The following is a 12,229-nucleotide window of genomic DNA, read 5'->3' as shown; positions in this document are numbered from 1 at the left end:
GTGTACCAACGTTTATGCTAGCAAATAATATCAACTGGAAAGATATAAAAAGCTATGAGTATTCACAAAACACAGCCTTTGAAGAGGTTGTTTGCCAATTAGCTTATAACGAGAACAAAGAAAATGGTCAATATATTAGAGTAAAAGCTCCTGATGGTGGCGTTGAGTCTTATTTAATTTTAGACAATGAAGAAGAGATTGGCTGGCAGGCTAAGTACTTCTTCGATATTCAAGATAGTCAATTCAAGCAGATTAAGAAATCGTTTGAGACAGCTATCACAAAGCACCCAAATCTGGTGAAGTATTACGTTTGTTGTCCTATTGATAGAGCAGACCCAAGAATACCAGATAAAAAGTACCTTCAAGATAGGTGGAATGACTTCGTAGAAGATTGTGAAGCGATAGCGTCAGATAAAGGAATGACCGTTGAGGTTGAGTTTTGGGGTGCTTTTGAACTTAATAATAAACTTCAAAAACCTGAAAATGCGGGCATGGTTCAATTTTGGTTTGGTGGGGATAGCTTTTCTAAAACATGGTTTGCCGAACAGGTCAATACGTCTATTAAAAATTTAGGACCAAGGTTCACGCCTGAACTCAACGTGGAAATACATGGGATCAATCATTATCTTGATGCTGTATTGAAGAATAAACAGTCAAGAACCTATATTTTTGAGAAACTTAACTTGCTCTATAAAGCACTTAAAAGTTTAAAAGAATTTTGCGATAAGTATGGGTTAGATTTAAAGGATGACTTTAGTAAACTATCAAATTGCTTAGTAGATAGTTGGCAAAATATATCAAGAGAAGACGCCAACGTCATCATAATTGGAAATACTGATGACATAGCAGTTAAAGAAATAGTAAGGTTATCTAGAAGCATTCTCGATAAAATTAGTAAAGAAAGCAGAACAATTGAAAGTGATAGCGATAGACGAACGTTTCAAAATGACATGTACGAATTTAGGAATGCTATTGATGATTTTGAAGTTGAGTTACAAACATTTAATTTATTTAATCATCCCTGTCTGATCGTTTATGGCGATGCGGGTATTGGCAAGTCTCATCTATTGGGTGATTTTTCAAACAAGTTGATTAAAGATAATAAGCCCAGCATTTTCGTTCTCGGTCAAACATTGACAGACACCACGAACCCTTGGACGCAAATCTTAAAAGATGAGCTAAGACTTGACTGTAATGAAGATGTATTTCTAGGTGTTTTAAACACCATAGGTCACGCTCAACAAGAGAGAGTTCCTATTGTCATTGATGCTTTGAACGAAGGCAAAGGACGTTCATTCTGGAAAAATACACTGGCAGGTTTTATTGAAAAGTTTAAAAAATATCCTTGGGTAGCATTGGTACTATCAGTTCGAAGTGAATATAAAGAAGGGATTTTAACTAACGTACAGCAAGATATCGAGGATAGTATAGTCAATGAGATTCACCATCTTGGGTTTCAGTCTAACGTTTTTGAGGCGGTTCGGTCATTCTTTGAGTACTATCAGTTAGCTTTGCCCAAAGAGCCGTTATTAACGCAAGAGTTTAGGAATCCTTTATTTCTTAAAATTTATTGCGAGTATAGAAAACACGCAAAAACCGATGACTTCACAATGGTATTGACAGAAGTTTTCGATAATTACTTCTCATCAATCAATGCCAAGATAGCTGATGAGTTTGGATATAGACCTGCTCTTAATTATGTGCAAAAAACACTGAATAAGTTAGCTGAAGAAATTTTTCGTAATAATACTCAATCGTTAACTTATGAAGATGCAATTCAAGTTGTCGATGCTCAAACCTATTCTTTAAATGCAGATGCATTTTTGCAAGTATTGATTGACGAGAACCTACTGATTTCTTACCAAAATCAAAGAGATAATAGCGAAATACTTTATTTCTCGTATGAGCGTTTTTATGACTATTTGACCGCTGAATTTATTTGTAATGACAATGCGACACTGAATGATTTAGAAGCTTACTTAAGTTGTGATATATCAAGCATAATGTATAAAAGCCAATATCTATCACAAGGCACATTGAGTATCTTAACTGTGCTTATTCCTAGCAAATTTGAAGTTGAGCTGTTTGAATTGTTAGATAAGGATAAAGTTCATCAAAACTATTCTTTTGGCTGTGCTTTCATTGACGGTTTGTACTGGCGTGACAATAGCAATTTTGATTTGAGCAAGTGCAAAAGTTATATAAATAAAAGTCTTTTGAGAACTAGAGGACTGTTTGCAGAATTTATAAACCTACAGTACAAGGTAGCAGGTAAAGAAAATCATCCATTAAATGCTAAAAAGTTGCACGAGTGGCTTTCAAAGTATAGTTTAGCTGATAGAGATGCGTTTTGGACGACACATATTAGTGATAGCTATATCAATGATGATTCTGCTATTTATACGCTTATCGACTGGGCAAAAAAACAAGGTTTTTCAGAGAGTTTAACCGATACTAGCAGATACCTAGTCGCTGTTGCCCTTAGTTGGGTTTTTACCAGTACAAACATTAAGTTACGAGACAATGCCACAATAGCATTGACTCGCCTTCTGCAAAACCATATTCATGTTGCGGTTCAATTGCTATCAACCTTTCAAGAAGTAGATGATCCTTATGTGTTTGAGCGTGTTTTAGCTTCAGTGTATGGTGCAATATTATCGTCACAGAGCCATGAATCAATAAATGAGATATCCAGTTTTATCCTTAGCAATATTTTCGCTAAAGAAGAGGTGTATCCTAATGTTCTTGTAAGAGACTTTGCTCGAAATATCATTGAATATGCTAATAGTCATAATTTAGTAGGTTTTAGCGAAAGTGAGCTGAAGTTAGCTAGACCACCATATAAAAGTGTGTTTCCTAAAACTATTCCTAGTAATGAAGACATTGACAATGAGTACGCGAATGATTATGAAGATAAAACCATTCCTAAACATCGTTTTGCTCAAGATAAAATTATAGACTCAATGACGACAGAGTATGGTAGAGGTATAGGTTGGTACGGTGATTTTGGGCGTTATACCTTCCAGTCAAGTTTAGACGATTGGGAAAACGTGCAGATTGATAAGCTTAGTAATTATGCCATAGAAATAATTTTTGATAAATTTGGCTATAATTCAGAAAAACACGGCGAGTTTGACAACAATATCCCATATACAGGTCGTAGTGAAAATAGTGTAGAACGAATTGGTAAAAAATATCAGTGGATGGCAATGTATGAAGTAGTAGCTAGAGTAGCAGATAACTTTAAAATGACAGATCCATCAACACGTTGGAAAGATGATAAGAAATACATATGGTACAACGGTTCTGTAGAGCCTTCTTTTAGAGATATAGACCCTACATTTATTCCCCCTGATTCAACAGATATTCGTCTAATAACTTCTCCCAATTACAATGGTTGGAGCGATGATTTCGAAGAATGGGTAGTTTCAAAAGATAATTTAGTTGATTCAAAAGAAGTCATTTTAAACGACTTCCAAAATGAAGAATGGTTGTCTTTACATAGGCATATTGACTTTAAGCCTAATAAAAAGTTGGGTGATGGTAATTATTCTGGCTCATATCAAAGTATGTGGTATATGGTCAAAGCATACCTAGTAAAAAATGAAGATTTTGATCTGGTCGTAACAAATATAAAAAATAAAAACTTTATGGGTCGATGGATGCCTGAGCCTGTAGAGAGGCATAACGATATATTTAACTTAGAGTATTACTGGTCGCCTCTACTTGAAGTCTATGAAAATGAATATTACGGTAATTCTGGGTGGCAAAACATATATGAACGCCGAGCTGGTTCAAATGAAGATAGTTTAGGTGAAGTCTATGTTTGTTCAGAAAGTCACATTTCAGAAGGGATAAAAAATCGTGATTTAGGCTATAACATCAGCGCACCTGCTAAGTTACTATTTGAAGCGTTAGATTTAAAAAATGATAAATTTTCTGGTTCATGGGTTAATGAGAATGATGAATTAGTAATGTTTGATGCTTCTTTTTATGGGAATAAGTCTGGCAACAACCTAATTGTGAAAAAGGACGTATTAGAAGATCTGCAAAATGATACTGGATGTAAGGTAATTTGGACAATACTGTCCGAGAAGATTGCGATGTACGGAGGTACTAAATCAACTGAAAAAAGGTTAAATATTTCGGGTGTATATTACCTAGAAGATGGCGAGTTGGTCGGTGAGGATTTTTTCTTTACAACTTGAGTTTTATAAGTATACGGAAAACTAAAAATTTAAGAGTTTCCTGGGGCAAACTCCAATATTAAGCACACTACCTAAGTAAAATGCTAAATACGGAAACTCCAATATTAAGCACACTACCTAAGTAAAATGCTAAATACGGAAAGGGTGCTAACGCTATATATCGTAGTACGTTAGCACCCTTTTTTACTACTGCCAATATTCAATTATCATCAATATTTATTCATTACACTAATAATTTCAATCCCTCGTTAATAAGGCTATTAGCATCTAAGAAATTATCATTTGATCCATAAAATAAGTTTTACTAGATGCATTATCATCAATGCGCTTTAGCACTAGCTCGCTGTTTGAACACTAGTAAGCAAACAATAATAAAGCCTAACAGCGCAGCTGATGCACCAAAGCGGCTTAGGGCAAGACCGCCATGATTAATGGGCTTATCTAAAAAGTCACCTAACACCGCTCCTAAAGGGCGAGTCAGTACGAAAGCACTCCAAAATAATAGTGTTTTAGATATTTTAGTACCAAAATGGGCTAGAGCAATAAGTACTAATAAAGAGCCAAAAATGATAGCACTCGTTGTATAGCCCATGCCTTTAGTGTCTGCTACCCAGTCACCAAGTGCAGTACCTAATGTTTGCGAAAATATAATTGTCGTCCAATAAAATACTTCCGCTTTAGGTTTGCTAATACTATTGACGGCAATGCTGCCCATCGTTTTTTGCCACGCTATTAAACACATACCAAGTAGAGCTACTAGCAGCGCTGACCCGCCAGCGTAGCCAATTCCTAAGGATCTAGTCACGTAATCCGCTATCGTTGTTCCCAAAGTCGTTGTCGCTATAATGGTGATCCAATATAACCATTTATTAAATGAATTAGCTTTGATTTGGGTGGCTACTGCTATAGCAAACAATACAGCGAATATACCAGTACTGACAATATAGCCTAGGTTTAGCTACATAGATAAGGCGTCACCTGCTGTCTCACCAAGCGTGGTAGCAGCGATTTTAATTATCCAAAAAAGAAGGGTAACTTCTGGAACTTTGGACAAAGCTTTTAACAGGGGATCGTAACTAGAACCAGTGGGTGAATATCGGGCGTTCAAGGTTGTATTCATAGGTGGATTCACTCTATTGAGAAGCAAATTTAATGTTACGTTGTAGACGTCACTAAATTATCAGTAGAGGAGTTAAGAAAGTGTGAAGATATAGCTAATTAAAGCTATTAAAATTTGTATGTATGGGTTTAGAAGATTAGCGTTATACAAAGTCCTCGATTCCCATTTAAATTTACAATTTCAGAAGTAGAGTCATTCATAAAGACATCGATACCTGCCTGCTCACAGATTGACTTGACGATAGAGAGCCCAAGTCCTGTGCCTTCAATTTCTTGTGATTGCCTACTGGCACTATCTGATCTTAAAGCGCTTATAGTATCGCTGGATTGATCAGTAGCTGCTGTTAGCTGATTGAGCCGTACAAAAGGGTCAAAAGCATTTTCATAATCGCTAGGATGAATGCCTGCACCTGAGTCTATTATCTGCAATACCAATCTGCTACCTGACGTTTTATATAGATTACTTGGTTTTCCAGAGTGAATTATATGTGAGCCAAAATTATATTGAGTATTTAGAGCTAATTTATCCAAGCTATCTGAGTGTGGCTTAAGTTGGTACAGTTTAATCATTACTTGACCACCAGATGGCGTGTAAATAATAGCGTTTTGAATCAGATTTTTGATGAGCATTAATAGTGAAGTCTCATCTATCTTTACTTTGCTATTAGACTCTAAATCGACAGTCAGCTCAATGTTCTTATTATCTGCAATAGGTATGAGTAAACCGATGACTTGTTCGATTATAAATTTAACGTTAGTCGATGTATCTTCATTACTGAGTGCTGTATTGATATTACCCGCTCGTGCCAGTGTTAATAGCTGCTCAACCAAACTTTGATTACGTTTCAGGCGAATAGCTAGTTTATCAAGACCTTCCGACATAATGTCATCATTAGTAATACGCTGTAGTCGTTGTAGCTGTAATGAAATGGCAGTCAGTGGCGAGCGCAGTTCATGGGCGGCATCAGCGATAAAGCGTTGCTGACGTTCAATACTGACTTTTACCAAAGCCAATAATCTATTTAGAGATTCGGCTAGTGGCAGCAATTCAGAGGGCAGTCTGTCAATATGCAAAGGACTCAAGTCATTTTCATTACGTGCGCTTATTTCATGATGTAATTGGCGCACAGGTTTCATCATTCGCCACATGATAAAAGGGAGTAAAAGCAGTAATAATGCTATACCGATAATAAGCGGTAAAAAAGACTGTAAAGCGCTGGCTTTGGCTAAATCATCCTGTAAATCCGTCTGTTGGCGTAAGATTAGCGCCACTTCTTCATTAGGATCTAAAGACTTGATCTCGACATCATTTCTATAAGTTCGCCAAGAATGGCCGTCAATATCTTGATCACTTATTCCTTTTGGAATGCCACTTACTAACGCCATCGGTATAGGCTCTGAGTAATCATGCTCATCATCGCTTTTATTGTTCTGATAATCTTGCACTCCGTTATCGAGTGAAGCAGAGAGTATGACAATATCAACGGTAATAGCACCATCATCGTCATCGGTATCAAAATGGATATTGCTGCTGGCAAGCTTTTCATTGCCTAAAGCAGCCGAATTACTATTTAAACTACTAATATTAAGCGACTGCTCTAATAAAGCGGCGGTATTTTTTAAATTATCATCTTGAAAGTCATTTATCTCGTTATAGCTATACCAAAACCCGTAACCCCCCGCGATTATGGCCAATAGTAACAATGACAAAACGGACCAAAAGATTAGTTGGAATTGTAGGGAGTTAAGGAGCTTACGGAATTTAGGCATATCAGTTATCTTCTAGAAATGACAAGGTGTTTTTAAAGTCATGTGTTTAAAGTTAGGCATTACTGATATACCATCCAAGGCCGCGAACATTCTTAATTCTAGCTTGTCCGACCTTTTTACGTAAGCTATGAATCAAAAACTCAATAGCATTACTTTCAACTTCACCGCCCCAGCCATACAGTGAGTCTTCAAGCTCAGTCTTTGACATCACCTTTTCAGGAGACTGCATAAAGGTAGTGAGCAGCATGTATTCTTTAGCGGTTAAATCTACAGGATTGCTATCCATCATGACTCGTTTATGCGCGGTATCTAAACTCAAATTGCCAACCACTACCTGATTATCCGCTTTACCTTGGGCACGGCGAATCAGTACACGCATTCGTGCAAAGACTTCTGCTAGCTCAAAAGGTTTAACGACATAATCATCGGCCCCTGAATCTAATCCTGCAATTCTGTCTTTTAATTGATCGCGTGCGGTGAGTATTAACACTGGTGTATCAATCCTGGCATCACGCATAGCAGTTAATACGCCCATACCATCAACCTCTGGCAAGCCTAAATCTAATAAGATGATGTCATAAGGCTGCACCCTTAATGTCAGGATAGCTTGGCGACCATCTTTCACCCAGTCGACAGTGTAAGCCTCATCTTGCAACGCTTCACTCAGACTCTCACCAATCATAAAATCGTCTTCGACCAGTAATACGCGCATGGGTATTCCTTATTTGTGAGCTATTTTCTTGGCTATTAGGGTTATCAAAATATAAAAGACGGTTTGCTTTAGTTATAGTGGCACTTTTTAAACGGTATTTGAATTAAAAAGCTCTAATCGATACTAGTGTACAGAGTAGAGCTTCGTGGAAATATATTGAAACTAAATTTTTACCGCATTAATCATCATCGTCTAACTGACTACTGATAACCTGACCATTCATGCTATCGATCATTAGTTTGTATATTTCCATCCCTTTAGCCATTTCAATCTCGTAAGCGGGTATGCCGTTATCAAAATCAAATTTGGCTTCAATAATTTTACCATTGATACTTTTCGTCGCTTTTTGCATGGCTTGGGTTAGACTGATTTTAGCCTGTTTCAAAGCTTCATATTCTGCTAAATCTTCTGCATCAAGTTTTTCTTGTTTGGTCTTTAAAACTTTACCGCTACTGGAATCAATTTTTACTTCATGCTCCACACCATTGGTGATAAATTCGATTTCATACTCGCCACCTGCCATATAATCGTTTTGATCAAATTCAGCGCTAATCAAGTCTCCCTTGACTGTTTTTTGCGCAATAGCGATGGCTTGCTCTAGACTGATTTTACTTTTCGCTATTGCAACTGCGTCACTAATCTTTGCGCCTGAAATAGCGGGTATTTGACCTGAGGCAATGGCGATGGTACCGATACCTAAAGCACCAACGACAACGATGGCTGATTTGCTTAGTGTTGATAGTTTTTTCATAATATTTACTCCGTATTTAAGATTCATGGCTGACTACATCATCGATGTGAATGTCAGATGTGTCCATCATACAAAATAAGACATAGGAGAAACTTAGCGTAGAGTAAGCGTTTGATTAGAGGCTGAAAAATTGAGAGTGATGAAACCTATTCACTAGAACAGATTTATCTTAAAGCTTTGTAGCACAGTTGCGAATAGTGCAAAAAATAAAGCCGTCAGCAAGCTACTAGACAATAGTGCCATACCAAAACCAAATTTATTGAGCAGGTAAGGGAATAACAAGAAAAAAGGCAACGTTCCGAGAACATACCAAAAGGTGTAGTAGGCGTGATTACTTATCTTAGCTATCGGTTGCTTTTCAACATACAGCCAAATTAAGGTAAGGAGAGTGACTAAGGGCAAGGAGGCAAGCAAAGCGCCGACTCTGTCGCTACGTTTGGCAACCTCAGAGATAACAACAACCAGTGAGGCAGTAATTGCGTATTTAAGCCATATATTCAAGGTACTCTCCTAGACACAGATCACCCCATTCAGATTTTATTAACTTCAACAGACACATGAGAAAGCTGAGGCAATGACTCTGATAATATTTTTTTGTATTCTTCCGTACTTAAAGGGGATGGGGAGGATACTGAAAGAATGGCGGCTTGGTGGGTTGACGCTATTTTCCACACATGAATATCGTTAATAATCGTATTTCTCTTATCGAGAGTCTGCGATATCTTCTCAAAAGTTGAAACATCAACAGATTTATCTAAAAGCACGGTACTCGATTCTTTGATCAATCCATAAGACCAGTGAAGAATCACTATTGCACCGACAATGCCCATGACAGGATCAATCCAGATGATGCCCATATATTTACCAGTTAATAACGCCACGATAGCAAGCACAGAAGTGAGGGCATCCGCTAAAACGTGTAAATAAGCCGCTTTCATATTGTGATCATGGTCATGATGATGGTCGGAATCGCCATGACCATGATCGTGATCGTGATGGTGATGGTCATCTTTAAGTATAAATGCCGACACTATGTTTACGATTAGACCGACAATAGCAACGATAATGGCTTCGTTAAAATGTATGTTGTTTGGCTCTATTATTCGTTGGACTGATTCTAAAATCATTAATAATGCGACAATGGCTAATGCAATGGCACTCGCAAAACCACCGAGATAATTTACCTTGCCCGTACCAAAACTAAATGATTTATTATTAGCGTTCTTTTTAGCGTATGAATAAGCAAATATAGCGATAAGAAATGCGGCTGAATGCGTGCCCATGTGCCACCCATCAGCAAGTAATGCCATAGAGCCAGACCATGTACCAGCAGCGATCTCCAAAACCATGATTATCGTCGTTAACCAGAATACAATCTTTACTTTAGATTTGTTTTGGGCGTTATCGACACCGAAATCATGAGAGTGTTCCCACTGAATAGTTGATTCTTTCACGTTTTAAATCCCTAGCTGTGTATGAAAAGATGGCAATCTTATGTATTATAAACATCATCAATAAATATACTACCCCCCAGTATATAATGAGGTAATAAAAACAATGTCACACACACAAAAAAACAAGAGCAAGCTACTAGGGCGCATTAGACGTATCAAGGGTCAGTCAGTAGCAATAGAAGCGTCATTAGAAGGCAATCCTGAATGTATGGCTCTTTTGCAGCAAATAGCGGCATTAAAAGGGGCGGTAAACGGTCTCATGAAGGAGGTCTTAGAAGAGCATATAAGAGAACATTTAGGGGCAGAAGACATTACCCCGCAACAACGACAACAAGAGATAGAAGACGTGTTGTCTATCCTAAAAACTTACCTAAAGTAGAAAGATAAAGGTCTTTAAAAAGGTACTATTTTATTATGTTAGAAATATTATTATTGGCGTTAGCACTGGCTGCGGATGCGTTTGCGGCTTCAATTGGTCTTGGTTCAACGCATAGAAGCGATGTTAAGTCGCAGTTTATAAAAATGGCGTTACTCATTGGATTATATTTCGGGGTTGCTCAGGGAGTGATGCCGCTGATTGGTTATGCACTTGGCTCTACCATGCTGGGCTGGTTTGCTGAGGGGGCTTCTTGGGTAGCCTTTGTCATACTGGTCGCGCTTGGGATTAAGATGCTCTATGAGTCGCGTTCAGTTAATGATGACGATACTCGGATCAATGTAAGCCATAAAACCTTGCTGTCGTTGGCTATAGCTACCAGTCTTGATGCCATGGCAGCAGGCTTTACCTTAAATCTATTGTCGGTTAATGCTTATGTTGCCTGTTTAATCATTGCATTAACGACCGCTATTTTAAGTATTTTAGGGGCTTATATAGGACGCCAATCAGGGACATGGCTCGGCAGTTGGGCAGAAGCTTTGGGCGGTTTGGTGTTGATCGCTATTGGTGTGAAGATGGTTATTTAAAGTAAGATTTTATCCTTTATGAACTAATAGCCGCTCTTTTAAAAAAAACGCCAGCAAGCGCACAAGCAATGGTTAACGACAGCAACATCGACACTAAGGTGTGACTAAAGAAATGATCGCCAAATAGCATTTTATAGAGTCCCATTGTCCAACCTAATACGGTTACGATTTCAAATATTCTGTAGCGATACTTATGCAAAGTAGGTAAAAATGCTAAACCATACAAAGAAAATCCTGCGCTGGCATGAGCTGCTGGAAAGCATTTTACATCGGTTTTAGTGAGCATATTTTGCCAGATGTTTAAATAGGGTAAGTCACCACCGAATAAGGTTAAATGATTAGGGCAACTGACATGAGTGACACCCTTTAATAGCGCGATAGTAGAAGGTACTGCAATAAGAATAATCAGTAAATAACTTATCTCACGAATTGAAAAGGGCACGATAAATTTATTGAACTTACTATTGGCAATATAAGTGTTATTTGAAGATTTTCTGTATTTGACAATTAATATAGCTAATAAATAGATAGCTGATAAAATCAATAACGTTTTAGGCCCATCATAAAAAATAAAGGCGTAAGGCTGAGCGCCTTTTTGTATAAGCCATTGTCCATTAGTATAAAAAAGCTCACTAATACGAATATCAAACTGGCTATGCTCAAATATCAGAGTCGCAATAATGGTTAAGCAAAGTAGCTTGAGCCACATCCAATGAGAGGAGTCATTTTCTAAAGTCATTAAAACGCCTTGTTTATTAAATCGCAAAAATGTAAGCACTACTCAGTATGAAAGACTAAATAACGCCATTAACCATAAAATAAACAGTAGCAGTAGCGATAAAAATTGAGCGGCAGAGCCGACATCTTTGGCTATTTTCGCTAAGGGGTGCTGCTTGGTTGAGGTATGATCGACACTCGCTTCAATACCCGTGTTGATAAGCTCAACGATAAGGGATAAAAAAGAGGCAACTACCAGTATCATTTTGATATTTATGCCAAAAGGCATAAGTATAATGACCATGAACAGTACCAAATTGAGCCATAAAACCTGTCTAAACGCTGCTTCAAATTTATAAGCCGCTTTGAAGCCATCTATAGAATATCCTGTAGCTTTCAAGATACGAGCCAACCCTTTTTTACCTTTAACATTACTGGCAAAGCTGTCAGCCACAATCAAAGTGTCGGCAATTTCCTGTATTTTATGATTAGAGTTTACAGTGTCGTTGTCAAGATCAGATTTGAGGTTGCTCAT

10 protein-coding genes and 1 pseudogene are annotated in these 12,229 nt (G+C 37.6%); 3 read left to right on the top strand and 8 right to left on the bottom strand.

The annotated features are described in order from the left end of the window. Positions 1–14: 14 nt before the first annotated feature. Complete coding sequence (locus JMX75_RS08760; RefSeq protein ID WP_201532033.1) at positions 15–4,208, top strand: NACHT domain-containing protein; 4,194 nt, start codon at positions 15–17, stop codon at positions 4,206–4,208. Positions 4,209–4,527: 319 nt separating this feature from the next. Here the strand turns inward: JMX75_RS08760 and JMX75_RS08755 are convergent. The 6 genes and pseudogenes from JMX75_RS08755 to dmeF all read right to left on the bottom strand — a co-directional run bounded on the left by JMX75_RS08755 (position 4,528) and on the right by dmeF (position 10,014). After that, positions 4,528–5,328 (bottom strand): annotated as a pseudogene (locus tag JMX75_RS08755) (hypothetical protein). Positions 5,329–5,456: 128 nt separating this feature from the next. After that, positions 5,457–7,037, bottom strand: a complete 1,581-nt coding sequence (locus tag JMX75_RS08750; protein ID WP_201532032.1) for a sensor histidine kinase — start codon at positions 7,035–7,037, stop codon at positions 5,457–5,459. Positions 7,038–7,149: 112 nt separating this feature from the next. Beyond that, on the bottom strand, positions 7,150–7,809 hold the full coding sequence (locus JMX75_RS08745) for a response regulator (protein ID WP_201532031.1): 660 nt from the start codon (positions 7,807–7,809) through the stop codon (positions 7,150–7,152). Between the two features lie 178 nt (positions 7,810–7,987). After that, entirely contained in the window at positions 7,988–8,560 is a 573-nt protein-coding gene (locus tag JMX75_RS08740) for a PepSY domain-containing protein (protein WP_201532030.1), read from the bottom strand. A 153-nt stretch (positions 8,561–8,713) separates the two neighbouring features. Next, a complete protein-coding gene (locus tag JMX75_RS08735) occupies positions 8,714–9,061 on the bottom strand; it encodes a DUF3147 family protein (RefSeq protein WP_227673153.1) in 348 nt (115 codons plus the stop codon). 29 nt (positions 9,062–9,090) lie between these two features. Further along, a complete protein-coding gene (gene dmeF, locus JMX75_RS08730; protein WP_201532029.1) occupies positions 9,091–10,014 on the bottom strand; it encodes a CDF family Co(II)/Ni(II) efflux transporter DmeF in 924 nt (307 codons plus the stop codon). A gap of 103 nt (positions 10,015–10,117) precedes the next feature. On the opposite strand from dmeF, the gene JMX75_RS08725 reads away from it, so the two are divergent. Together JMX75_RS08725 and JMX75_RS08720 are read left to right on the top strand one after the other, a co-directional pair. Further along, complete coding sequence (locus JMX75_RS08725; RefSeq protein ID WP_201532028.1) at positions 10,118–10,393, top strand: metal/formaldehyde-sensitive transcriptional repressor; 276 nt, start codon at positions 10,118–10,120, stop codon at positions 10,391–10,393. Between the two features lie 35 nt (positions 10,394–10,428). After that, positions 10,429–10,977, top strand: a complete 549-nt coding sequence (locus JMX75_RS08720) for a manganese efflux pump MntP family protein (protein WP_201532027.1) — start codon at positions 10,429–10,431, stop codon at positions 10,975–10,977. 16 nt (positions 10,978–10,993) lie between these two features. Here JMX75_RS08720 and JMX75_RS08715 read toward each other — a convergent pair whose 3' ends face one another. Beyond that, positions 10,994–11,716, bottom strand: coding sequence for a PAP2 family lipid A phosphatase (locus JMX75_RS08715; protein WP_201532026.1), 723 nt, complete (start codon positions 11,714–11,716; stop codon positions 10,994–10,996). Between the two features lie 42 nt (positions 11,717–11,758). Further along, entirely contained in the window at positions 11,759–12,229 is a 471-nt protein-coding gene (locus JMX75_RS08710) for a diacylglycerol kinase (RefSeq protein ID WP_201532025.1), read from the bottom strand.

The sequence above is a fragment of the Psychrobacter sp. LFX-11D genome, from assembly GCF_904846475.1.
GTDB lineage: Bacteria > Pseudomonadota > Gammaproteobacteria > Pseudomonadales > Moraxellaceae > Psychrobacter > Psychrobacter cryohalolentis.
This window is presented reverse-complemented; position numbering and strand designations above follow the sequence as displayed.

Excerpts from the sequence above, each read along its gene's own strand:
- JMX75_RS08760 (WP_201532033.1), top strand. The coding sequence starts at position 15 with ATGCTAGCAAATAATATCAACTGGAAAGATATAAAAAGCTATGAGTAT.
- JMX75_RS08745 (WP_201532031.1), bottom strand. The coding sequence starts at position 7,809 with ATGCGCGTATTACTGGTCGAAGACGATTTTATGATTGGTGAGAGTCTG.
- JMX75_RS08740 (WP_201532030.1), bottom strand. The coding sequence starts at position 8,560 with ATGAAAAAACTATCAACACTAAGCAAATCAGCCATCGTTGTCGTTGGT.
- JMX75_RS08725 (WP_201532028.1), top strand. The coding sequence starts at position 10,118 with ATGTCACACACACAAAAAAACAAGAGCAAGCTACTAGGGCGCATTAGA.
- JMX75_RS08720 (WP_201532027.1), top strand. The coding sequence starts at position 10,429 with ATGTTAGAAATATTATTATTGGCGTTAGCACTGGCTGCGGATGCGTTT.
- JMX75_RS08715 (WP_201532026.1), bottom strand. The coding sequence starts at position 11,716 with ATGACTTTAGAAAATGACTCCTCTCATTGGATGTGGCTCAAGCTACTT.
- JMX75_RS08710 (WP_201532025.1), bottom strand. The coding sequence starts at position 12,229 with ATGAGCAACCTCAAATCTGATCTTGACAACGACACTGTAAACTCTAAT.